Here is a 21,887-nt window from a genome sequence, read left to right as displayed (position 1 = left end):
GGTTTAGCAAGCCCTTTTTTCAATAATACCGCTTTCATTTTCCATCTATTTTCCCTGCTTGTACGACAATTTCCAGTGATTTTTCGGAAGTTTAAGCGGGGGTAACGTGGCGTTTTGCGCCGATATTCGTTATGATTGTAGATAAACGCTGGAACGAATTTTCGAAGCAAGAGGAGCTGCAAGCACATGCACGTTCAAATTAAACCCGATGCCGCCTCTCTCCCCCCTAGGCTGTGGAGCGACAAAAGGTTTCATACATGGAATTACGAAATGCGCGAGCAGTTCGGAGGCAAGGTGTTCAAGGTCATGCTGGACGCCGGCTTCACCTGCCCGAACCGGGACGGGTCCATCGCCGCCGGCGGATGCACGTTCTGCAGCGCGCGGGGCTCGGGCGATTTTGCCGGAAGCCGCAGGGACGATCTGATTACCCAGTTCAATAAGATTCGGGATTTGCAGCATCAGAAATGGCCGGAAGCGCAATATATCGGGTATTTCCAAGCCTACACGAACACGTACGCGCCCGTTGAGGAGCTTCGGGAATATTATGAGGCGATTCTCGCGCAGCCCGGCGTCGTCGGCCTATCGATCGCCACGCGGCCCGACTGCCTGCCGGACGACGTCGTCGATTATTTGGCGGAGTTGAACGAACGTACCTACCTGTGGGTCGAGATGGGGCTCCAGACGATTCACGAATCGACGTCCGCCCTCATTAACCGCGCGCATGATACGGCGTGCTACGAGGATGCCGTCAAACGGCTTCGTGCCCGCGGCATTCGCGTCTGCGCCCACGTCATCTACGGCTTGCCGCAGGAAACGCATGAGATGATGATGGACACCGGACGCGCCGTCGCCGCGATGGACGTCCAGGGCATCAAGATCCACCTTCTTCATCTCATGCGCAAGACGCCGATGGTCAAGCAATACGAGGCCGGGCTGCTGCGATTCCTCGATCGCGACGAATACGTGAAGCTGATCGTCGACACGCTGGAGGTGCTTCCGCCCGACATGATCGTGCACCGGTTGACCGGCGACGCGCCCCGCGATTTGCTCATCGGGCCGATGTGGAGTCTCAAGAAGTGGGAAGTGCTCAACGCCATCGACCATGAGCTGACCAGCCGCCATACGTGGCAAGGCCGTCTGTGGGAGGCTCGTTAATGGGCTTCCTCAGCGTGCTCGGCATGGCCCAGCGGCTGGTAAAGGAGCGCGCGGCTCCGGGAAGCGTCGTCATTGACGCTACCTGCGGCAACGGGGTGGACACGCAGTTCTTGGCAGAGCTTGTCGGACCGCGCGGGACCGTGTATGCATTCGACATCCAAGAAGCGGCGCTGGAGCGAACGCGCGAGCGGCTGCTCAACTCCGCAGGCGGTTCCCTGCCGGCTAATACCGGTGCTCAGCTTCGGCTCGTGCATGCCAGCCATGCGGAGATGGACAAGCATGTGAGCGCTGCGGACCACGGCACCGTTGCCGCCGTCATGTTCAATCTCGGTTATTTGCCGGGAGCGGACGCGGATCAGGCCGTCATTACGGAACCTCCCTCCACGCTTGCCGCGCTCGAGGCGTCCCTGCGGCTGCTTCGGGCCGGAGGCGTGATTGCCGCCGTTCTCTATCCCGGCCATGCCGGCGGAGCAGCAGAAGCGGAGGCTGTCGCCGCTTGGGCGGCTTCCTTGCCGCAGAAGGCCGGCCAGGCGATGGCGTACCGAATGGTACAGAAACCCGAGGCGCCTTATCTGATCGCCATCGAGAAGAAGTAAATGGTAGACCACATTAAGGAGGAATTATTCATGGCAGTTCGCAAATTGGAGCATGTAGGCATTATGGTCAGCAACATGGAGCAATCCATCGCGTTTTACACCGAGATCGTCGGACTTAAGCATCTCTATACGATGACGCATACCGACGGCGTTATTCGTCTGGCATTCTTGGCCGGAACCGATGGCGAGGAAAGCGAAATCGAGCTGATCGAGAACTATCCGGGCGCGCTCGCCGCAGAAGGCCGTACGCACCATGTCGCGTTCACGGTCGACGACGTGGAAGCGGAATTCGTGCGAATCAAGAGCCTTGCGGGCGTGAAGGTACGCGACACGGAAATTACGACGCTGCCGAACGGCGCGCGCTATTTCTTCTTCGAAGGCCCGGACGGCGAGTTCCTCGAGATGTTCCAGCCTGGCAAGAAGCTATAGACGAAAACGGCGTTACCATTACTGCGATTACGACAATAAAGACCCCATAACAGAGAGAGTACATAAAAGGAGAGAATCACATTGACACAAGCTTACCCACTGCAATTTAAACCCGAAATGAAAGAACGTATCTGGGGCGGCCGCGCGCTGGAGCAATTCGGCCTCGAGCTGCCGGAAGGCGCCATCGGCGAAGGCTGGATGATCGGCGACCATCCGAACGGAACGACGAAAGTCATGAACGGCGCGCTCGCCGGCCTGGGCCTCGACGAAGTACGCGAACAATACGGACGCGAATTCTTCGGCACGAAGGGCTATGTCGAGAATGGCCGCTTCCCGCTGCTGATCAAGCTGCTGGACTGCAACGACGACCTGTCCATCCAAGTTCATCCGACCGATTCCTACGACCGCCTGCCGAAAGGCGAGCTGGGCAAGACCGAAATGTGGTACATCCTCGCTGCCGAGCCAGGCGCGAAGATCATCTACGGCCTCAAAGACGGCGTCGACCGTCCTGCGCTTGCGGCAGCCATTGAAGAAGGCCGCGTGATGGATTGCCTGCAGGAAGTGCCTGTAGAAGCCGGCGACGCGTTCTACATTCCGGCCGGCACGATTCACGCGCTGTGCGCCGGCGTCGTCGTAGCCGAAATCCAGCAAAATTCCGATACGACGTACCGGGTGTTCGATTACAACCGCCCGGGTCTGGACGGCAAGCTCCGCGAGCTGCATGTCGAAGACTCCCTCAACGTGACCGCCTATGAAGGCGCAGGCGCAAGCCGCATGAAGACCGACGGAATCGGCAGCAACGAATGGCTGGCCATTGCGGAATCGCCTTATTTCATCGTGGAGAAAGGCCTTGTCCGCGCACCATGGAAGCTGGAGACGACGCCGGAATCCTTCGTCATCCTCGTCATCGCCGAAGGCACAGGCTCGCTTAGCTGGGATGGCGGCAAGCAAGACGTGAAAGCGGGCGAATGCTTCCTGCTTCCCGCCAGCCTCGGCGGCTACGAGCTGGACGGCAGCATGACCGTGCTCCGCAGCGTAACGCCTTAACGAAACGCTTTTGACTCGGCAAAGACTATTACGACGCAATTAAAAACGACGTTCCCGCAAGATACGGGACGTCGTTTTTTTTTGTTTTTATGCTCATGATTTAACTTGGACCACGAATGGCGCCGTGATGACTTCGCCTTGGTATTGAAACTGGGCCCACAGCTTATACGTGCCTGCCTTCGGAAACTCCGTATGGAACATGACGCTGGAGCCGGTGCTCATCTCGGCCGCGGCATGCACATGCAAATATTGATTGGCGTTCTCGTCCAGGATCACGCAGTGCCCGAACGTGCCGAGATAAGGCTCGAGCACGATCCGTTCGCCCGTATCCGCTTTCCTCAAGCTGAAATTCAGCATGGCCATCTCGCCTGCCTTCAGCTCCCCCACCTCGGGCATGGCGGTCAGCTTGATCGCGATGCCATCCAAGACAACCGCCTCGGACCCGTTCGGCACGAGCGCTGTCGGCTCCGGCTCCGTCCCGAGGACGTTCATCCACGCTTTATGAACGGTCAATCCTTTTCCGTCCGGCATAAACTCCGATACGAGCAGAAACGGCCCGCCGTGCGAGAATGTCAGCTTCACCCGAAACTTTCCTCCGCCCTCGTAAATCGGATGAAGGTGCTGGAAGGCAGACAGGTCTTTGCTGACCACGATCAGATGGATCAGCTTCGTCATATCTTCCGCAAATTCATCGACCGGCTGGCCGGCGGGATTCCGGACTTGCAGCAGAAGCGAAGCCTCCTTGCCGGACTCGGGCTGACCTTCCTCCGCTGTCGCCGTTACGGTATACCCGCGGTCCGATACGTTCGTCATTTGGCCGGCTTGCTGCAAATAATGAAGAAGCCCTTTCGTAGGCGGTCGAACCTCGACGCTGTTCATCGTTCCGCCCCCGCAGCCGACCAGCAGGAAAGCCAGTAAACCTAGCATAGCCATCGTTGCGTGCAGCGGCCTCGGCTGAATCCTCATCGCTTCATCCCTTTGCCGGCGTCTTCTGGGTGGCGAGCAGCTGCAGCCCCATCGATAGCAGCGCCGCTTCGACGATCGAACCTGCCCACAGCTCGGTCTCCCAGCCGATGCCGTCCGATATCGCCATCCAGGCATAATAGAAGCTCCACAGCGCAATGGGTACGACCGCCGCTATGATTCTTTCGCCGGATACGCGTCCCTCTCCGGCCCGAAGCACACGATAGAGGATGTCGCCTATCAGTCCGGCGCCAAACGCGATGAAGATGGACGGGTAGTTTTGGAAGCCGTCCAGCACGTTCATCATCACGGTGACCAACGCGAATAACATCGCGATCGTGCCCATAGGCAGCTGCCAGCGCTTCATGAGCAGGAAGACGGGAAACATATATACGATCGTATCGATCAAGATGTAAGACAATCCGCGCAGCTGGTTGCTTTCGGCGATGAGGCCTCCGTCTCCAAACTGCAGCGCGTACCAGTCCACGGACGTCGAAGCAGCCAGGTTATAGCGGAACGCCCAGGCGTACATGAGGAAGAAGCTGACCGCGCCGGTCGTGGCGACGAGCGAGATGAAGACGGGCGCGAACGCCTGCCAGTTCGGTTTCGTCAGAGCGGCATGATGCCAGCCGGCGCGAAACGGGCTCGACAGAATCAAGAGAGCGCCAATAAGCAGGACGAGATGCGTGGGACTAAGAAGCGCGGACACGTTTTGTTCAATGCCGAATACGGTGTGCCAAATCATATCGCCGAGCCCGCCAAGCAGGAAGATGAATACCCCTGCGAGACCTAGTCCGTAGCCGACAGGCACGGCTTCCCGCCAAGACAAGCCGGATTGGGCTTTCGAGCGATGCAGCAGCCAGCCCATCCATGCCGCCGAAGCCAGAAAACCCGAGTACAGAATGGCATGCCAAGGGGTGAAGAACGTTTCGACGACGCCATGGTTATGCGCGAACCCGTCTACGAATATGCCCCCGATGAGCCAAATGCCGAACAGAATCGTGACATATTCTTTGTTCGTGGACAAACGAATCTCCGGCTGTCTCGCAGCCGCTAACGATACCTGCATCATGATCTGCCTCCCATGTTTGGACATGAATTGCCCTGCGCCTGCAGACTGAGCCCGGTTGTATGCTCCAATTGTAACCGCATTCGGAGACGAAAGAAAAGAGACCGCCGAATCAATCGGCAATCTCTTCCCTGCCTCTCAGTACGCCACGCGCCTCCAAGATCGAGACGATGGCAAACGCGGCGAATATGGACAACAGGAACATGAGCGGATAACCATAGCGCCCGAAGGTAATAAATGGTAGATGAATGAACCAATAATAGAGAAACGGCAGCAGAATCGGCAGCGCGAGCTTGAAGCGCCCCCGCAGCATCGTCAGGACGATTCCCGCGAAGCCGGCCAGGACGTAAATCCAATGCACCACGTTAATCGCCGGCCGCGGCAGCCCCGGAACCGGTCGGGAGTAGAACGGGTTCTCGAACAGCTGGATGGACTTGCCGACCGTAAACCAGTAGGTATAATCCAGCGTCTGGTGCTTAAATCCGTAAACGATGAGCCGTTTGGCCGTCCGCTTCTGCTCGGTGTCGTAGCCGGCGAACAGATTGTTGCTGTCGCCCTTGTACTCTGGATACTGCTCGAAGAATCCCTTTGGCGGCGCGGCGCGCTCGATCAGCGCTCCCAGCAGCATCGGATTGCCCGTGGACTTCGTAAACGGAATAAACGCATGAAAGTCATTGTAATTGCGAATCCACCAAGGCGTAAGCAGCAGCATGCTGCAGGCGCCGACGATCGCCGTGTATTTGATGATTTCTCCCCAACTGTATTTGCGGAGAAGCCATAGGATGAGCAGGCAGACCGGAATCAGCGCGCACTGCGGCTTCACGTAGCAAGCCAGTCCCAGCATAATGCCGGCAAAGACGTAAGCGCCTGCCGTCCGCCGTTTCACCGCATAAAGAAAGCTGGCGATCAGCAACAAAAAGAGCAGTTTAAACGTCGATTCGGTTAGAATCGCACCGGAGGCGAACAGGTTCGGGATATACAGCGCATCCAGCAGCACGGCAACGACGGCCACCCGCCTCCCCAGCGTTTCGCGGGCCAGGATGAAGATGAGATAGACCGAGGCCGCCTGCATGAAGCACTGCAGCAGCCGGAAACCCATGACCGCCGCGTCGCGGTCCAGGAACGACATGAATCCGCTAAGCATGACGGGAATGGCCGGCATGATGAAATTCGTCGGCTGCATGCCGCTGTTGTAGACGAGCGTTCCGTGTTCGACCAGCACCTGCGCGGAATACACGTATTTGACATCGTCGTTGTTGCGCAGCTCGTAGGAGCCCAGAAGGAAATGATCGCCTAACCACAGCACGATCCCCATATGTACCACAAGCACGGCCGCCATAACGATCCATATAAACATCCGCATGCGGGAGGTTTCCAAGCGCAGTGAAAACAAAGAAAAGCTCCTTTCCAATAATCTGATAGTCTTTTATAATCGATTTCTATTATACTATATAAGATTCGGAAAGAAGCAACCTCCGCAGCAACGCAGGATAGAAAGAAGGTTTAACCGCATGCAGCAGCAGCGCAACAGCGATATTTTGGTCATCATCCCGGCGTACAACGAAGAAGCGACGCTGGCCCGGACCGTCCATGAGCTGAAACGGCATACCCCATACGATTTCGTCGTCATCGACGACGGCTCCTCGGACCGCACGCCCGATATTATCCGCAAGGAAGGCTTTCCTTCCCTGCGGCATGCCGTCAATCTCGGCATCGGCGGCTCCATGCAGAGCGGCTACAAATACGCGGACCGCGGCGGCTACGCGTACGCGATCCAACTGGATGCGGACGGGCAGCACCGCCCCGAGGACATCGAGAAGCTGGTCCGCGAAATCGAAGGCAGCGGGTTCGACATGGTCATCGGCTCGCGGTTCGTCGAGAAGAGCAGCTATCGGGGCAGTCTTTCGCGGCGCCTCGGCATCTTTTATTTTCACCAGCTGATCCGGCTTCTGACGGGCATTCCCGTCCATGACCCCACCTCCGGCTTCCGTATCGTCGGCCGTGCGGCCATCGAACAATTCGCCCGTCATTATCCGACGGATTATCCCGAGGTCGAAGTGCTGGTCAGCTTGTCCAAACGCGGCTTCCGCATGAAGGAGATCAGCGTGGAGATGCGCAGCCGCCAAGGCGGCACCTCGTCCATCAACTGGTCCAAATCGATTTATTACATGATGAAGGTAACCTTGTTCTCGCTCATCCGCAAAAGCTTCTCCTAAGCGAAGCGGGAACGAATCTTCGAAAGGACTTGCAAGCCATGAATCAGTTCGTCGCAATTCTGATTACCGTTTTCTTCCTGGGGCTCATCATCTACTTTACGGTGACGCATAAGCTGAAGGACCGCTACGCGTTCCTGTGGCTCGTAACCGCCGCAGCCGGCGTCCTGGCGGCCGCCTGCATTCCGCTGCTCAACCGGTTTGCGCTATGGATCGGCATTGCTTACATGCCCACGTTCGTATTTCTCGTCACGATCATCTTCATTCTCGCCCTGCTCGTCCGACAGACGATCAGCTTGTCCAAGCAAGCGGATAAGATCAAAACCTTGACGCAGGAATTCGCCGTCATGGAGAAGAGGCTGCTGGAGCTGGTTCGGAAGACGGAAGGACGGGAGACGCTATGAATGCCATTCAATTCGTGCTGATACTAGCGAACACGCTCATGCTCGTAACGGGGCAATTTCTGTGGAAATACGGATTGATGCAACGGGATAAGCCGTTTGAATCGCTGCGCGCCATACTGGAGCTTATGTTCTCGCCTTGGATACTCGGCGGCTTGTTCATATACGGCTGCGCGACCGTCCTTTGGCTCTTCATCGTGTCCAAGGTCGATCTCGGCCTCGCCTACCCGATTCAAAGTCTCGCTTACATCATCTCCATCGTCGGCGCGTACTATCTGTTCGACGAATCGCTGAACGGCTTGAAGATCGCCGGCTGCCTGCTCATTTTGGCAGGCGTCGCCTGCATCGGACTGTCGGCCAAATACGCCTAAGCAAACAAAAGCACGACGCAAGACGGAGCCGCCTGCAGCTGCGATTCGCAGGACAGACGCCTAAGCTTGCTCGTGCTTTTTTTGTCGTGATGTTCGGTGGGATTGGTTGGGTAACGATTATCGTCCTCTTGCTCGCTGGCCACTCATCGCCGTAGATTAGTCGCGCTTATTGGTCCTCGTTCGGTTCACCGATGCCACAGCTCTCGTCCGTACACACTTGACCCGTCGCGCGGTTCGTCGATGAAGGATCGAGCATGATCAGCGGCTTCTCCTCTTCCCAGCACGTGTTCAGCACATCCAGGAACACCTCGCTGGACTGCGCGCCTGCGACCGCGTATTTGCGGTTAATGACATAGAACGGCACGCCGTTCGCGCCCAACTGCGACGCTTCGCGGCATTCCGCCTGCACGTCTTCCGTAAACTCGTCCCCGCTCAGCACGGCCTCTGCTTCCTTAGGATCCAGTCCCAATTCGGCAGCGATGCCGATCAAGGTCTCCAGCCTGCCGATCCGCTTGGAATCGGTAAAATACGCCTTAAATAGCAGCTCCGCCGCTTCCGTCCGTTTGCCGAAGCGTCCTGCGTAGTGAATCAGCCGATGCGCGTCCAGCGAATTCGCCGGATGCGCATGCTCGAAATTGTACGTCAGTCCCAGCTCGGCCGCCTGTTGTACGAGATTCGCGTGCATCGCCTCGGACTGTTCCCGGCTGATGCCGTATTTCTTGGCCACAAGGCCATAAGCATCCTGCTCCGGATCCTTCTCCGCGTTCGGATCCAATTGATAGCTCCGGTACACGACCTCGATCTCTTCCTTGTGCGCGAACTTCGCGAGCCCCGCTTCAAATCGCCGTTTCCCGATATAACAGAACGGGCAGGCGATGTCGGACCATACTTCTACTTTCATCTTGGTAGTCACTCCCTTGCTCAAAGTCATTTATTAGCTGTATTATACCTCCAACCTTCCGGCAGGTCGAATAATAACCGTCACCAGCCGACAGCGGAAGCAGGAGTCGCCGCTCGCAGCGAGAATTGTTCATCCAAGACCAATCCAATCGAAAAGAGGCGTGATGGTGCACAAAAATATATTCATCGAAGAAGCGGACAAGCAAAGCTTCGCTTGGGATAACGAACCTGAGCGTTGGTCGTATACGGAGGATGGCGGACTCTTCGTGCTGGCCCCGGCGAAGGCCGATTATTATCAGGACCCTGCCGGGAAGCATATCGTCAGCTCCGCACCGTTCCTGCACCGGTCGGCAGGGAGCTCCTTCGAGCTCACGACCAGGCTTGGGGCAGACATGAAGCAGCAATACGATTCCGGCTGCCTGATGCTGCTGGCCGACGACCGAAATTGGGCCAAGCTGTGCTTCGAGCACAACGGTCGCTATGCGACGATCGTCTCCGTCGTGACGCAGGACGGCGTGTCCGACGATTGCAACTCCATGCGCGTCGACGTAGAGAAGCCTTATCTGCGCATCACGAGAGCGGGAGCCTGCATCACCTTCCACTATTCACTGGATGGGGAAGCATGGGAGCAGGTCCGATACTTCGGCATGAAGCTGCCGGACGTATGCCGGGTCGGCGTCGTGGCGCAGTCGCCGCAGGGAACGGGCTGCGCGGTCGAATTCGACTTTCTTGCGCTGACGGAGCCCGCCAACGCCAACGCCGACGTCAACGCTTAAATAGTCGTAGACGACGCAAGACCGCTTCCGATGATCATCGGAAGCGGTCTTGTTAAGTTGCAGCTTCTAGCCTCGAAGGATCGATTCGATGCCTGCCAGCTCGTCTTCCGAGAACGACAAGTTGTTCAGTGCCGCGACGTTGTCTTCGATCTGGCTGACGCGGCTTGCGCCGATCAGCGCCGACGTGACGCGTCCGCCGCGCAGCACCCAGGCAAGCGCCATCTGCGCCAGCGATTGGCCGCGCTCTTGCGCGATCGCGTTCAGCTTCTGCAGCTTCGCCACGACTTCCGGCGTAACCTGGCCTTCCTGCAGCGCGCCGGTCTTGCTGGCCGCGCGGGAATCGCCGGGAATGCTTCCGCCCAAATATTTGTTCGTCAGCAAGCCTTGCGCCAGCGGACAGAATGCGATGCTGCCGACGCCATGCTCGTCCAGCACGTCCTGCACGCCGTTTTCGATCCAGCGGTCAAACATGTTGTAGCTCGGCTGATGAATGAGCAGCGGCGTGCCCAGCTTCTTCATGATCGCGATCGCTTCCGCCGTTTGCTCCGCCCCGTAGCTGGAGATGCCGACATAGAGCGCTTTGCCGGAACGAACCATATGATCCAGCGCGCCCATCGTCTCTTCGAGCGGCGTCTCCGGATCGAAGCGGTGGGAGTAGAAGATGTCGACGTAGTCCAGCTTCATGCGCTTCAAGCTTTGCTCCAGGCTCGCCATCAAATATTTACGCGAACCCCACTCGCCGTAAGGTCCTGGCCACATATAATAGCCTGCCTTGGACGAGATGATTAGCTCGTCGCGGTAAGGCTTGAAATCCGTCTGCATGATGCCGCCGAACATTTCTTCCGCGGATCCCGCAGGGGGACCATAGTTGTTCGCCAGGTCGAAGTGGGTAATGCCGAGGTCGAACGCACGGTGAAGCATGGCGCGGCCGTTCTCGTACGTGTCCACCCCGCCGAAATTATGCCAAAGTCCGAGGGAAATCGCGGGAAGCTTCAAGCCCGACTTGCCAACGCGATTATAAGTCATGGATGCATACCGTTCCGGATGTGCTGCGTATACCACGAATATCTCTCCTTCTACGATCGGATTAGGAAACCACTATCATCTTACCTTACTTTATCTTCTTACCTTTATTTATCATCTTACCTTAATTAAAGCACCAGCTCAAGCTTCCACGGTCTGGTTCAGCGGCATCGCGAAGAATTCCGCCTGACGGTGTTCGCCCTTACCGCCTCCGCTGTATACGACGATCAGCAGCGTCTCCGACTCGGCCGATACCGTCCCTTCAGCCAGATAACGCAGCAGATCGAATGGCAGCTTCTCGATCACGGCGTGCTTCTGAAGCTCCTTCTCGTTCAAGCCGAGCGCGGCGAATGCCTCCGAAACGTCCGCAGGAGATTCCGCCAACCGTTTCATCCAGCCGCTCCAATCGCTCTTCTCCATGCTGAAGTCCCACCACACCTTGCGGGGCTTGTAATTGTGGCCCAGGAAGTAGTCCAGCTTCATAAGTCCGAGCGCCACATCGAGCGACCAATTCAATTCCGCCTGCCCGGCGCGCTTCGCGTAATCGTCCGCGAGGAAGCTCCACAGCCGCGAGAACAGATCCTCGAGCTGATGGCCGATCTTCTGCCAGCCTCGTCCTTCCCAGAAATCGCCGAACAATTGGAAGAAATCGAATGCCGACGGGAACGCCCGCTCGATCAAATAAAGCAGGGCATGATCCATCCGATGCGCGTTCCAATACTTCTCCAGCACGTCCTCTACCCGCTTGATGCGCACGATGTCCGAGAATGGCAAGATATCGTTGCCGAGGATCTCGTAAGGCGCCCGATCCATATAGATATAGCCGTGCTTCTCCGCATCAATTCGCATGCCGGTGCCCCGGAGCATCTTCAGGAAGCCGAGCTGCAGCTCTTCCGGCCGGAGCTCGAACACGTCGTTGAACGTATTGCGGAACGAATCGTAATTCTCGTGCGGCAGGCCCGCGATCAAATCGAGATGCTGATCAATCTTGCCGCTCTCCTTCACCTTCGTCACCGTGCGCGACAGCTTCATGAAATTCTGGCGGCGCTGCACCGCTTCGTTCGTCAGGTCATTCGTCGACTGCACGCCGATTTCGAAGCGGAAGATGCCCGGCGGCGCATGTTCCGCCAAATAATCGAGCACCTCGGGGCGCATGATGTCCGCCGTGATTTCGAATTGGAACACGCACCCGCGGTGGTTCTCGATGAGGAAACGGAAAATCTCGAGCGCATAGTCGCGCTTGATGTTGAAGGTCCGATCCACGAATTTAATCAGCTTCGCACCGGAGTCGATCAGATACAAAATATCGGATTTGGTCCGTTCCATATCGAAATAACGTACGCCGACCTCGATGCTCGACAAGCAGAACTGACAGCTGAACGGACAGCCCCGGCTCGTCTCGAAATAAACGACGCGGCTGCCGAGACGGGACACGTCTTCGGGAAACCGGTGCGGGGAGGGCAGCGTCGCCAGATCGAGCTTGGGCCGCGGCGGATTGACGATGCATTCGATCCGTCCGTCCCCATGCTCCTTGCGATAAGCGAGCCCGAATACCATATGAAGCTTACATGAGCCGGACAGCTCCGTAAGCAGATGGTGAAACGTCTCCTCGCCTTCGCCGACGACGATGTAATCGACCTGCGGCAGCCGCTCCAACCAATGCGCCGTATCGTAGCTTACTTCGGGACCGCCCAGCACGATACGCAGCTCCGGCTTGATTTTGCGGAGCATGTCGATGACGGTGATCGTCTCTTCGATGTTCCAAATATAGCAGGAGAAGCCGACGACGTCAGGATCATGCGCGAACAAATCCGCGACGATGTTCATCGCGGGGTCCTTGATCGTATATTCGGCGATATCGATATCGAAATCCTTCTCGCTGTAGGCCTTCAAGCATCGCAGCGCCAGCGAGGTGTGTATATATTTGGCGTTCAAGGTCGCCAGTACGACTTTCATGTTCGTCATTCCTTCATCATCACAATTTTGGATTAGCCTCTATTGTACCGGACTCGGACGCAAAAAAGAAGAGCGGCCCCTCCGTATGCGCCGCATCCGTCATGCCGGCGCCCCGTCTGGAACCACTCCTTCTTATGCGGATCGACTACGCGTTTACGCGTACGATCGCATGATCCTTGCCCTGATAATCGATGACCGGGAAGCGGACGCGCCACTTGCCGTCGGCGAGCGCCGTCACTTCATCTGCCGCGAAGCCTCTTGGCTCGAAGCTGAACGTTTGCTCGTAATAGACGGTTAATTGCAAGTTCTCGTCAGGCAGCATGCGGCGCAGCTCATAGCCGGTATTCATCGCCCAATAGCGAAGGTCCTCGCTTGACGCATGGCCGTAAACCATATAGAACGACGGATCGATCAAGGCTTGAATGACCAGCCAGCCGTCTGCGTCCCGCGTTACCTTGAAGTCTTGGAATTCCGTTCCGATGCCCTGCGACGTTTGAATCTCGGCGAAATGTTCCTCCATTAACGTCTGGATCGTCTCCAGCGAGGCGCCTTTCAACGTCTCGGGCAAATCGCTCGGCAGGAAGCCGATCTTGGTCGGCGGATTCTCTTCGATATCGTAGAGCAGCATCATGACATGAAGCGCGGAAATGGCGAAATTCAAATCCGCTTGGGTATCGTCGATACCAGCTGCAGTGATGCCGATCAGCTGGCCGTAATCGTTGAACAAGCCGCCACCCGAGCTGCCATGATCGATCGGCACGCTGATCTGGATTTGATAGGGATCGTCCTCGAAGGAGGAGATATTGCTGACGATGCCTTCCGACGCCGTGTTTTGGATGCCGTTCGGACTGCCGATCGCCACGACATGATCGCCTTTGTCTAGGCCGTAACCGATATCGACCGGCGTGATATTAAGCGGCGTCTTCGTCTTCAAGACGGCTAGATCGTAATCTTCGTTGTAGCCGACAATACCGGCCAGCTCGATTTCCTTGCCGTTCACCAGCGTCACGGTTGCCTCGGACGCATCCGAGATCACGTGATAATTGGTCAGGATTTCATCCTTGCCGATTACGACGCCGCTTCCGAGTCCCTTATCCGTCGTCACCATGACGACCTTCCCGTCGTTCTTCGCGACGATCTGCTTCGTCGTCAGAATCGGAAGATGATCAGCCGCTTGCTCCTGCGCCAGCGCCTCTTCCCTCTTCTTCTGAATGGCTTCGGCGGAGACAATGCGAATGACGTGCTTCGCGGAATCATACTGTACGTCGGCGCCCAGTGCCTCGGCGATGAACCGAAGCGGCACCATCGTCGCGCCTTTGATCTGCTGCGGCGCTTCCGTAAGCGCAATTGCCTTGCCGTTCTTGACGGCGCGCTTCGAGCCGATCTGCAAGGAAATGGTCGTGCTGCCTTTCACGGCGATAATCGTCTTCGTCCGCGCTTCCCACGTTACGCTGGAATGCAGCGCCGAGAAGATCGCGCGCATCGGCACGAAGGTGGTTCCTTTCAGCGCGACAGGCGCCGGATTTAGAGATAGCTTCACGCTATCCACGAGTACGGAAGCGGTGACCGTCTGCGTGGCGGCAGACACCGTGTTCGTTGTGCCCAGCATGGCTGCCGGAGCGGCGATAAGAGTTGCGGCAAGTACGGATGAGAGCAATTTCTTCTTCCAGCTAATAGTGAAATCCACGAGTATGTTTCCTCCAATAATCTCCTAAATCTGCGTCATCTCATGGTATCACTGCTATTCTTCTTTGTCTATGAAATCGGCGTGAAAGAAATTGGAAGAAATAGTGAAGGACGGCACTCGTTTCCGCACTCGTTTTTGTATTCGTTTTCCGCTCATTTCCGTGTTCATTTCCCTACTTGGGCGCCGTGCCTATTGCTGCTTGAACTCCGTCGGCGTCAGCCCCGTCTCCTCCTTGAAGTTGCGCGAGAAATAGTGGACGCTCGTATAGCCGAGCCGCTCCGCGATCGCCTCCATCTTCTCCCCGCTCAGCAGATAGTACTTGGCCTTGCGAATTCGCTGCGAGATCAGGTATTGCTTCGGATTGTCGCCCGTGCATTTGCGGAACAATGACGAGAAATAGATAGCATGATAGCCGCACAGCGCGGCCAGCTCGGCAACGGTCCAATTCTTCTCCGGCTCGCGGTGAATCGCCTGCAGCGCGGGCTCGATCTTGCTATGCTCCGCTGACTTCGGTCGATCGGCAAGACGGCTTCGGACCGTCATTAGCAGAAGCTCCGTCATGAGAGAGCGCAGCAGCATAGCGTAGCCGGGCTGTTCGTTCATATACTCTTTGACGATCCGCATCAGGATCGGCTCTAATCCGGGAATGGCCATGAACGGCGGCAGCTCGAGCTCCTCTCCGTCGTCCAGCGCAAGCCTGCAGCCGCTCCTGCGTCCCGCCGCCAGCGCTTCCTCGGAAGATTCCGCGATCGAGAACGCGGGATGCACCGGTACGGGAGAAGCTTGCCGGAACAGAAAATGGATGCCGATGAACACGGCTTCCTCGAGGACCGTAATGGAGTGCGGGCAATCCGGACCGTACAGCGCGCATTCGCCTGCGCCGATCGTGCGGACATCTTCACCTATGGCAATGGTCGCCCGGCCGGAAAGTAAATAGAAGAACTGATAGTCGGGATTGATTCTTGGTCCCCAGAACGTCCCTGCCGGGGACAGGGCATGGCTCGCAAAGTTGACCGTCGGCTGCAGCTCCTCGAGCGCTCCGATGAGTATTTGGCTGTCGTCCCGCATCATCGGGCAACGCTCCTTCCGACGTCAATTAATGACAGTCCGTGTTGCAGCTAGAATATTAGAAAAGTGCAAAGCCCTGTTTTGTCTGTGTAAATACACCGCTTACATCTTAAGGTATTCTTGATTCATAGCAAAGCGGTCCACTAATCCAAGCGACACCGGGAGGAATTATAACTATGTTAAGTCAAGCACAATTAACGGAATTTGAAAACAACGGTTTTCTAAAAGGCGATGTCGTCCTAAGCGATGCAGAGGTCGAAGCGCTTCGCGAAGAGCTGGATAAAGTCATGAACGGCGAAACGGTCAAGAAGCCGGTGCTGAACCACAACATGCTGGGTTCGGATAATCCTTACGATAATATGAAAATGATCGCGAGCGAGCGCGTCGTCCAAATCGTCAACATTTGGATGGCAAGCGACCTGTACTTGCAGCATGCGGCGAATGCGCAAATCTGCGAGGAAGTCGCGCAGCTTACGCATACGAATTCCCTTCGCATCTGGCATGACCAAATTCAATATAAGCCGCCGGTAACGGGCGGACCTACGGCCTGGCATCAGGATCACCCGCTGTGGCCGATCATTCAGCCATCCGATCTCGTAAGCGCATGGGTGGCGCTGGATGACGCCGTGATCGAGAACGGCTGCATGTGGATGGTACCGGGCAGCCACAAGTGGGGCAATCACCAGCGTTACCTGTCCAGCACCAAGGATTTCAAACCGTTCCACAAGCAGCCGGAAATGCTGCCGAACAACGCCGTCGTCGAAGCGGTGCCGTTCGAAATCAAGAAAGGCCAAGTCGGCTACCACCACTGCCTCACGTGGCACGGCAGCCCGCATAACCGTTCCGACATGAAGCGTCGCGCCATCGCCGTGCACTATATGCCTGGCCATACGCGCTACGAGCCGGTCGGCGAGCACGCCATGCTCTCCTACGTGAACGTGAAGCCGGGCGAATTGCTGGTCGGCGATCATTTCCCTGAGGTTTACAACAAGCAGCGCGTACAAATTTAATCGCGGAAGGCGGTTGGGTTGCGCGTACAACCGCAAGGTTGAACACGAAGCATTCGTCAAGATGCCCCCAAGAAGCTGCCGACAGGTCATGGTTCATGACTTGCCGGCAGCTTTTCTATGTGCCGAAGCCGCAACCCCGCGCCAAGATTGGGAGCACGCGCTTTCCCGATGGCGAAGACCGCCGCATGAATCCGTTTGTAAGGCTCGTCTTCTTTCGGTATAGTAAGAGAACAGATTGCATGTTTAGGAGCGTATATCATTCATGGAAAAGAAACGTCCATATAAACCAACCGCATCCGGCAAGCCGGACGCGGCCCGCGGCAAATCCGCGCCGCACGGAGGCCCGCGCGCGCATGCGAAGCCCTTCGCCGCAGGAAAGCCCTCGCCGGTCAAACCGACCGTTACCGCGCGAACGCCTGCCAAATCCCCAGTCCGCAGCTTCGAGGTCAAGGAAGCTGCGGAACTGCTCGCCTTCCTGCTCGCGCACGTGACCGGCGAAGGCCGCAATGCCATCAAATCCATGCTGGGCCGCGGCCAGATTGCCGTCGACGGGACCCCGGTGAAGCTCTTCAATCAGCCGCTCAAGCCCGGCCAAACCGTCACCGTATCCAAAGAACGCATTACCGAGAAGCCCCCGCTGATCGGACTGACCATCCTGCACGAGGATGCCGACGTCATCGTCGTGCTCAAAGACGCGGGCCTTCTCTCCATCGCTTCCGATCAGGAGAGCGAGCTGACGGCTTACCGCCAACTGACGGCTCACGTGCGCGCGTCCGATCCGCACAGCCGGATCTTCGTCGTTCATAGACTTGACCGCGATACGTCCGGCGTCATGATGTTCGCGAAGAGCGAGCAGGTGCAGCAGCAGCTGCAGACGACATGGACGGACAGCGTGGAGGAGCGCACCTACGTAGCGCTCGTCGAGGGAAAAGTGAAAAAGCCGGAAGGAACGATCACTTCCTACCTGCGGGAAAGCAAAACGCTCAAAATGTACTCCTCGTCCAGCCCGACGGATGCGCTGCATGCGGTGACCCACTACAAAGTGCTGCAGAGCAACGCGAATTTCTCGTTGCTGGAAGTCGCCCTGGAGACCGGACGGAAAAATCAGATCCGCGTCCATATGGAAGACATCGGCCATCCGATCGTCGGGGACAAAAAATACGGCTCCCGTTCCAAAGCCATCGGCCGGCTCGGCCTGCATGCCCGCGTACTCGCGTTCAAGCATCCTACGACCGGCGAGCACGTCCGGTTCGAGACCGACATTCCGAAGCAGTTTCTGAATCCCTTCAAGGAAGGCTTCAACGCCAAGAAATAAACGCTGCCGAAGCAGGCAACTATCGCCGGGAAGGAGCGCTCCATGTCCAAAGCAGATAACATGCTCGCCATCCTCTGGCTGCTCAAAGCAAATAAACGCATGACGGCCAAACAATTGGCCGATGCGTTGGAGATGCATATTCGTACGGTATACCGCTACATCGACGCGCTTTGCGCAAGCGGCGTGCCGATCGTCGCGGATTCCGGGCATAACGGCGGATACAGCCTGCTTGCATCCTTCAAGGAATCGCCGCTGTTCTTCGATCTGGAGGAGCAGAAGGCGCTCGTGCAAGCCGCCGTCTTCGCGCAGGAAGCCGGCTACCCGTACGGCGACGCGCTCAAGCAAGCCATCGCCAAGCTGAAACGGTATACGAACGAAGAGCAGCGCACCGCGATCGAGCGCCATCTGGTCGGCTTCGAGGTGATCAGCAGCTCGGGTCTCGATACAGGCATGGAAGCCGCCTTGCGGCAGCTGGAGCAGGCTGTCGCTGCTGGCCAAACGATGTCGATCGTGCATCATAAAGGCATTGGACTGGAAACGCAGCAGCGTCAGATCGACCCTTACGGCATCGTGCATTGGAAAAACAAATGGTACGTCGTCTCGTACTGCCATCTCCGTGCGGACATCCGCTGCTTCCGCGTGGATCGGATTCAGTCGGTGACGGAGTCGGGAGCTCTATTCCAGCGGCCGGAGCATTTCTCGGCGCGCGATTATTTGCTGCAATTCCTGAAGCCCTGGGGTCACGCGGACGGCGAGCCGCTGGATACCGTTATCGTCCGCGGCGAGCCTGAGGCGCTTAACGCCCTGTGCGAAATCGGGCCTTTCGGCGATTCGCTCGTCGAGCGAACGAAAGACCAGGCGCATTTTGTAATGGAAGCGAGCGCGATCGTCACCTATATCCCCTATTACTTAATCAGCTTCGGAACCAAGCTGGACGTCCTTGCTCCCGGGAGCTTGAAGGAAAGACTGACCGGATTGGCTCTCGAACTTCATGAGCATTACACATTAACGCGGTAATGAAACGCCCCTTCCCGCATCGAATCGTTGGCTCTTCTGATAGGCATCGAGCTGTTCCGCCGGATTCAGAACCGCGTTCCCATGACACACCTCCAGCCGCTTCGGACGAAGCTTCCGCACGATTTCGCTGCTTCGGACCGCTTCCGTCATATCCGCGGTGAACATCGGCATCGGCTTCTTCAAGCGCCCCTTCTTCGACGTAAACAGGTCCCCGGCCAGCATGACGCCATCTTGCTCATGATAATACACGACATGCCCCGGCGAATGGCCCGGCGTTAAGTGCACCGACAAACCGCCTATACGGGCGGGCTGACCATCCGCATTCCCGGCAATCGGCTGCGCCAGACCAGGCTGAACGGATTGCTGCGCTTTCTTGCGGCCCGGATACGCCATTCTTCCTTCCATATACGGAATCTCGATCTCATGAGCCATTACGTTGGCATCCGGATATTTGGCAAGCAGCTTCGCGATCGCCCCGGTATGGTCGGAATGGCCATGCGTCAGCGCGATGCGCCGCACCGGCAGCCCTAGCGTCTTCTCCGCAAAAGCGATAATTCCCTTCGACATCATCGAAATGCCCGCATCCACGAGCGTAATTCCATCCTTCTCTACGACTGCCCACACGTGAATCGGAATAATGACCCATGTGCTTAAGCTCCAAACATGCTCTGAAATGCGTTCGACCTTCATCCTTATCCGCCCCTTCTTAATAACCACTGGTTACTAACCTTTGGTTATAATTTATGCCATATTTCCCTTTCTGTCAATGCTCATTTTCGGAGCTGTTTTGATGAAAAGCTTATGGTGTGAATAGATTAACAATAAGAAGGGAGAGGACAAGACATGAATACGTTTATTCGCATCGGTAATTTAATCGGGCTGGCGGCCGTCATCGCCGTCAATGCGCTCGCGGAATGGCTCCCGATCGGCGGCAAGACAACGAAGGAGCTGTCCGATCAGAACCCCGTCCTCGTCACCCCGGCCGGGTATGCGTTCTCCATCTGGTCGCTGATCTACTTGCTGCTCATCGGCTTCGTCGTCTATCAGCTGCTCCCGGCCGGGCGCTCTCGGGCAACGGTGATCCGAATCGGTCCTTGGTTCATGATCAGCTGCCTGCTGAACGTCGGCTGGATTCTGACCTGGCATTATGAGTACGTGACGAGCAGCGGCTTCGTCATGCTCGCGCTGCTGATCGTTCAGATCATCATCTATGTGCGGGCGAGAATCGCCTCCAGCCGTCCGACGACCGCGGAGCGCTTACTCGTTCGCCTGCCGTTCAGCTTGTATCTCGGCTGGATCAGCGTCGCGACGATCGTCAATATCGCTGTCGTGCTGCGCCATGAAGGCTGGAAAGGCTTCGGTCTCTCCGACGTGACGTGGACGGTCATCGTGCTGAGCTTCGCCATCGTGCTGGCGCTTGCCGTCGATTGGTCGTTCCGGGACGCCGTCTATGCGCTCGTCTTCGTTTGGGCGTTCGTCGCGATTGCCGCTAAGCAGGACGGCTATTCCGAAATCGTAACCGCGGCTTATATCGGAGCTGGCGTGCTGGCCGTCTCCGCTTTAGCCACTTGGATGACGTCATTATGGCGACAGCATTCGTCAAATTGAGGAATTGTAAAGATAGGCGAGCATCCAGTGGAAAAGGTCATGATTTCGGCGATATACGGTAAAATTTATAATATTCTGAATATTTACAAAATATCAATAAGCCTGTACACTGAAGTCAGATCAAACAAGACGAACGCCTCTCCTTCGGGCGACGCATTCGGCACTGAATGATCGGCAGTCCACTTTCTTGCAGAGAGGGGATAGTCCATTGGAGAATGTCAGCGAAGCATGTTCCAATCTAATCCGTGAAAGGAGTATCTATCGGATTTAACGCAAGCGGAGCGTGCGGGGACCCGGGATGACTCGTTAACGGCAGTGAAAATCTGAAAATGTGGATGAAGCATTTAGAATGGAGAGCGGTAAATAATTGAATAGGTGCATCTTGAACGAATAGGGATTCCGGTTGTCTCAGACAAGCGGGATCCCTATTAGCGTTGTCCGGAAGCGAACGCACATCGGTCCACAATCGTTCATCGTTATGCCCGCCCCGCCTGAGCTCGATCCACAATCGTTCATCGTTATGCCCGTCCCGCCTGAGCTCGATCCACTTTCTTTCATCCAGCTATGACGAACCCGGCGTTTGTCTCTTGACGCGCCTTACGGATTAGATTATTATCTAATTAGATATTTATTAAATTAGTTGCGTAGAAAGGCGGGCTCCCCCATGATGCAGCTCGATAAAATCGTCAATTACCACAAAGCGCTGGCCGACCCCACGCGCGTCCGGATGCTGATCCTGCTGTCGGAGGGCGAAATGACCGGGCAGACGCTGGCCGAGAAGCTGTGCCTCTCCCCTGCTACGATTACGCACCATGCCGCCAAGCTTCGCGCGGTCAGCCTCATCCACGAGCGGCGCGACAAGAACGCGATCTATTTCTCGCTGGACCGTTATTTTCTGAAGCAGTACGAGAGCTCTCTCGGGGCGATTCTGGCGAAGCCCGCAAGTACCGAAGTCAAGGAGATGGAACCGATGGACGAGAAGAACGAACGAATGAAGCAGTCCGTGCTGCGTAATTTCTTCACGGCAGACGGCAAGCTGAAGCATATCCCCGCGCAATTGAAGAAGAAACGAGTCGTGCTGGAGCATCTTGCGGAGCGGCTGGAGGAAGGTCGGAAGTACTCGGAGAAAGAGCTGAACGAATTCATCAAGCTCGTGCATCCCGACTTTGCCACCATTCGGCGGGAATTTATCATGCATGCGTATTTGTACCGGGAACAGGAAGTATACGAGCGCAATCCGCGGGAAATGTGGGAACGCTGGGAGACGCTGGCTTGACGCCCCG

22 protein-coding genes are annotated in these 21,887 nt (G+C 56.7%); 13 read left to right on the top strand and 9 right to left on the bottom strand.

Annotation, left to right across the window (positions count from 1 at the left end):
- The first annotated feature begins 186 nt into the window (after nt 1-186).
- From mnmL to AC0YNU_RS16045, 4 genes are all read left to right on the top strand, one after another.
- Nucleotides 187-1,155 (top strand): tRNA modification radical SAM protein MnmL/YtqA, encoded by a 969-nt coding sequence (mnmL, locus tag AC0YNU_RS16060; RefSeq protein ID WP_475758243.1) that lies wholly within the window; start codon nt 187-189, stop codon nt 1,153-1,155.
- Nucleotides 1,155-1,751 (top strand): tRNA 5-(aminomethyl)-2-thiouridylate-methyltransferase MnmM, encoded by a 597-nt coding sequence (gene mnmM, locus AC0YNU_RS16055; RefSeq protein ID WP_475758241.1) that lies wholly within the window; start codon nt 1,155-1,157, stop codon nt 1,749-1,751. Before mnmL ends, mnmM begins: the two co-directional genes overlap by 1 nt.
- Before the next feature lie 30 nt (nt 1,752-1,781).
- Nucleotides 1,782-2,180, top strand: coding sequence for a VOC family protein (locus AC0YNU_RS16050; protein WP_475758238.1), 399 nt, complete (start codon nt 1,782-1,784; stop codon nt 2,178-2,180).
- An 81-nt stretch (nt 2,181-2,261) separates the two neighbouring features.
- Nucleotides 2,262-3,227 (top strand): type I phosphomannose isomerase catalytic subunit, encoded by a 966-nt coding sequence (locus tag AC0YNU_RS16045; RefSeq protein WP_475758236.1) that lies wholly within the window; start codon nt 2,262-2,264, stop codon nt 3,225-3,227.
- 93 nt (nt 3,228-3,320) lie between these two features.
- On the opposite strand, the gene AC0YNU_RS16040 is transcribed toward AC0YNU_RS16045, so the two are convergent.
- From AC0YNU_RS16040 to AC0YNU_RS16030, 3 genes are all read right to left on the bottom strand, one after another.
- Nucleotides 3,321-4,193: a hypothetical protein gene (locus tag AC0YNU_RS16040; protein WP_475758234.1), complete on the bottom strand. Its 873-nt coding sequence runs from the start codon at nt 4,191-4,193 to the stop codon at nt 3,321-3,323.
- Nucleotides 4,194-4,197: 4 nt separating this feature from the next.
- Nucleotides 4,198-5,262, bottom strand: coding sequence for a hypothetical protein (locus AC0YNU_RS16035; protein WP_475758232.1), 1,065 nt, complete (start codon nt 5,260-5,262; stop codon nt 4,198-4,200).
- A gap of 109 nt (nt 5,263-5,371) precedes the next feature.
- A complete protein-coding gene (locus tag AC0YNU_RS16030; protein WP_475758229.1) occupies nt 5,372-6,622 on the bottom strand; it encodes an ArnT family glycosyltransferase in 1,251 nt (416 codons plus the stop codon).
- Between the two features lie 148 nt (nt 6,623-6,770).
- Between AC0YNU_RS16030 and AC0YNU_RS16025 the strand changes: the two genes are divergently transcribed.
- From AC0YNU_RS16025 to AC0YNU_RS16015, 3 genes are read left to right on the top strand one after another with little or no spacing between them, the layout of a single operon-like run.
- A complete protein-coding gene (locus tag AC0YNU_RS16025) occupies nt 6,771-7,475 on the top strand; it encodes a glycosyltransferase family 2 protein (RefSeq protein ID WP_475758227.1) in 705 nt (234 codons plus the stop codon).
- Nucleotides 7,476-7,513: 38 nt separating this feature from the next.
- Nucleotides 7,514-7,876: a DUF2304 domain-containing protein gene (locus AC0YNU_RS16020; protein ID WP_475758225.1), complete on the top strand. Its 363-nt coding sequence runs from the start codon at nt 7,514-7,516 to the stop codon at nt 7,874-7,876.
- Nucleotides 7,873-8,244 carry an EamA family transporter gene (locus AC0YNU_RS16015; protein WP_475758223.1) on the top strand — a complete coding sequence of 124 codons (372 nt, stop codon included), beginning with the start codon at nt 7,873-7,875 and terminating at the stop codon, nt 8,242-8,244. Before AC0YNU_RS16020 ends, AC0YNU_RS16015 begins: the two co-directional genes overlap by 4 nt.
- A 166-nt stretch (nt 8,245-8,410) precedes the next feature.
- Here AC0YNU_RS16015 and AC0YNU_RS16010 read toward each other — a convergent pair whose 3' ends face one another.
- Nucleotides 8,411-9,145, bottom strand: coding sequence for a DsbA family oxidoreductase (locus AC0YNU_RS16010; RefSeq protein WP_475758221.1), 735 nt, complete (start codon nt 9,143-9,145; stop codon nt 8,411-8,413).
- A 163-nt stretch (nt 9,146-9,308) separates the two neighbouring features.
- On the opposite strand from AC0YNU_RS16010, the gene AC0YNU_RS16005 reads away from it, so the two are divergent.
- A complete protein-coding gene (locus AC0YNU_RS16005) occupies nt 9,309-9,920 on the top strand; it encodes a DUF1349 domain-containing protein (RefSeq protein ID WP_475758867.1) in 612 nt (203 codons plus the stop codon).
- A gap of 66 nt (nt 9,921-9,986) precedes the next feature.
- On the opposite strand, the gene mgrA is transcribed toward AC0YNU_RS16005, so the two are convergent.
- From mgrA to AC0YNU_RS15985, 4 genes are all read right to left on the bottom strand, one after another.
- On the bottom strand, nt 9,987-10,982 hold the full coding sequence (mgrA, locus tag AC0YNU_RS16000; protein ID WP_475758219.1) for an L-glyceraldehyde 3-phosphate reductase: 996 nt from the start codon (nt 10,980-10,982) through the stop codon (nt 9,987-9,989).
- Between the two features lie 102 nt (nt 10,983-11,084).
- Nucleotides 11,085-12,899: a B12-binding domain-containing radical SAM protein gene (locus AC0YNU_RS15995; RefSeq protein ID WP_475758217.1), complete on the bottom strand. Its 1,815-nt coding sequence runs from the start codon at nt 12,897-12,899 to the stop codon at nt 11,085-11,087.
- A 145-nt stretch (nt 12,900-13,044) separates the two neighbouring features.
- On the bottom strand, nt 13,045-14,586 hold the full coding sequence (locus tag AC0YNU_RS15990; protein ID WP_475758215.1) for a stalk domain-containing protein: 1,542 nt from the start codon (nt 14,584-14,586) through the stop codon (nt 13,045-13,047).
- 189 nt (nt 14,587-14,775) lie between these two features.
- Nucleotides 14,776-15,657 carry a helix-turn-helix domain-containing protein gene (locus AC0YNU_RS15985; protein ID WP_475758213.1) on the bottom strand — a complete coding sequence of 294 codons (882 nt, stop codon included), beginning with the start codon at nt 15,655-15,657 and terminating at the stop codon, nt 14,776-14,778.
- Between the two features lie 173 nt (nt 15,658-15,830).
- On the opposite strand from AC0YNU_RS15985, the gene AC0YNU_RS15980 reads away from it, so the two are divergent.
- The 3 genes from AC0YNU_RS15980 (at nt 15,831) to AC0YNU_RS15970 (ending at nt 18,996) form a co-directional block, all read left to right on the top strand.
- Nucleotides 15,831-16,664 carry a phytanoyl-CoA dioxygenase family protein gene (locus tag AC0YNU_RS15980; protein ID WP_475758210.1) on the top strand — a complete coding sequence of 278 codons (834 nt, stop codon included), beginning with the start codon at nt 15,831-15,833 and terminating at the stop codon, nt 16,662-16,664.
- A 262-nt stretch (nt 16,665-16,926) separates the two neighbouring features.
- Complete coding sequence (locus tag AC0YNU_RS15975) at nt 16,927-17,979, top strand: RluA family pseudouridine synthase (protein WP_475758208.1); 1,053 nt, start codon at nt 16,927-16,929, stop codon at nt 17,977-17,979.
- Between the two features lie 42 nt (nt 17,980-18,021).
- Nucleotides 18,022-18,996 carry a helix-turn-helix transcriptional regulator gene (locus AC0YNU_RS15970; protein ID WP_475758206.1) on the top strand — a complete coding sequence of 325 codons (975 nt, stop codon included), beginning with the start codon at nt 18,022-18,024 and terminating at the stop codon, nt 18,994-18,996.
- Here the strand turns inward: AC0YNU_RS15970 and AC0YNU_RS15965 are convergent.
- Nucleotides 18,985-19,686, bottom strand: coding sequence for an MBL fold metallo-hydrolase (locus AC0YNU_RS15965; RefSeq protein WP_475758204.1), 702 nt, complete (start codon nt 19,684-19,686; stop codon nt 18,985-18,987). The genes AC0YNU_RS15970 and AC0YNU_RS15965 overlap by 12 nt on opposite strands.
- A gap of 153 nt (nt 19,687-19,839) precedes the next feature.
- On the opposite strand from AC0YNU_RS15965, the gene AC0YNU_RS15960 reads away from it, so the two are divergent.
- Both AC0YNU_RS15960 and AC0YNU_RS15955 read left to right on the top strand, forming a co-directional pair.
- Nucleotides 19,840-20,604 (top strand): tryptophan-rich sensory protein, encoded by a 765-nt coding sequence (locus AC0YNU_RS15960; RefSeq protein ID WP_475758201.1) that lies wholly within the window; start codon nt 19,840-19,842, stop codon nt 20,602-20,604.
- A gap of 667 nt (nt 20,605-21,271) precedes the next feature.
- On the top strand, nt 21,272-21,880 hold the full coding sequence (locus tag AC0YNU_RS15955) for a DUF2087 domain-containing protein (RefSeq protein ID WP_475758865.1): 609 nt from the start codon (nt 21,272-21,274) through the stop codon (nt 21,878-21,880).
- Nucleotides 21,881-21,887 lie beyond the last annotated feature (7 nt).

The sequence above is a fragment of the Paenibacillus sp. J31P316 genome, assembly GCF_056269105.1.
This window is presented reverse-complemented; position numbering and strand designations above follow the sequence as displayed.

Excerpts from the sequence above, each read along its gene's own strand:
- mnmL (WP_475758243.1), top strand. The coding sequence starts at position 187 with ATGCACGTTCAAATTAAACCCGATGCCGCCTCTCTCCCCCCTAGGCTG.
- mnmM (WP_475758241.1), top strand. The coding sequence starts at position 1,155 with ATGGGCTTCCTCAGCGTGCTCGGCATGGCCCAGCGGCTGGTAAAGGAG.
- AC0YNU_RS16050 (WP_475758238.1), top strand. The coding sequence starts at position 1,782 with ATGGCAGTTCGCAAATTGGAGCATGTAGGCATTATGGTCAGCAACATG.
- AC0YNU_RS16040 (WP_475758234.1), bottom strand. The coding sequence starts at position 4,193 with ATGAGGATTCAGCCGAGGCCGCTGCACGCAACGATGGCTATGCTAGGT.
- AC0YNU_RS16035 (WP_475758232.1), bottom strand. The coding sequence starts at position 5,262 with ATGATGCAGGTATCGTTAGCGGCTGCGAGACAGCCGGAGATTCGTTTG.
- AC0YNU_RS16030 (WP_475758229.1), bottom strand. The coding sequence starts at position 6,622 with ATGCGGATGTTTATATGGATCGTTATGGCGGCCGTGCTTGTGGTACAT.
- AC0YNU_RS16025 (WP_475758227.1), top strand. The coding sequence starts at position 6,771 with ATGCAGCAGCAGCGCAACAGCGATATTTTGGTCATCATCCCGGCGTAC.
- AC0YNU_RS16020 (WP_475758225.1), top strand. The coding sequence starts at position 7,514 with ATGAATCAGTTCGTCGCAATTCTGATTACCGTTTTCTTCCTGGGGCTC.
- AC0YNU_RS16015 (WP_475758223.1), top strand. The coding sequence starts at position 7,873 with ATGAATGCCATTCAATTCGTGCTGATACTAGCGAACACGCTCATGCTC.
- AC0YNU_RS16010 (WP_475758221.1), bottom strand. The coding sequence starts at position 9,145 with ATGAAAGTAGAAGTATGGTCCGACATCGCCTGCCCGTTCTGTTATATC.
- AC0YNU_RS16005 (WP_475758867.1), top strand. The coding sequence starts at position 9,309 with ATGGTGCACAAAAATATATTCATCGAAGAAGCGGACAAGCAAAGCTTC.
- AC0YNU_RS15995 (WP_475758217.1), bottom strand. The coding sequence starts at position 12,899 with ATGAAAGTCGTACTGGCGACCTTGAACGCCAAATATATACACACCTCG.
- AC0YNU_RS15985 (WP_475758213.1), bottom strand. The coding sequence starts at position 15,657 with ATGATGCGGGACGACAGCCAAATACTCATCGGAGCGCTCGAGGAGCTG.
- AC0YNU_RS15980 (WP_475758210.1), top strand. The coding sequence starts at position 15,831 with ATGTTAAGTCAAGCACAATTAACGGAATTTGAAAACAACGGTTTTCTA.
- AC0YNU_RS15975 (WP_475758208.1), top strand. The coding sequence starts at position 16,927 with ATGGAAAAGAAACGTCCATATAAACCAACCGCATCCGGCAAGCCGGAC.
- AC0YNU_RS15970 (WP_475758206.1), top strand. The coding sequence starts at position 18,022 with ATGTCCAAAGCAGATAACATGCTCGCCATCCTCTGGCTGCTCAAAGCA.
- AC0YNU_RS15965 (WP_475758204.1), bottom strand. The coding sequence starts at position 19,686 with ATGAAGGTCGAACGCATTTCAGAGCATGTTTGGAGCTTAAGCACATGG.
- AC0YNU_RS15960 (WP_475758201.1), top strand. The coding sequence starts at position 19,840 with ATGAATACGTTTATTCGCATCGGTAATTTAATCGGGCTGGCGGCCGTC.
- AC0YNU_RS15955 (WP_475758865.1), top strand. The coding sequence starts at position 21,272 with ATGCAGCTCGATAAAATCGTCAATTACCACAAAGCGCTGGCCGACCCC.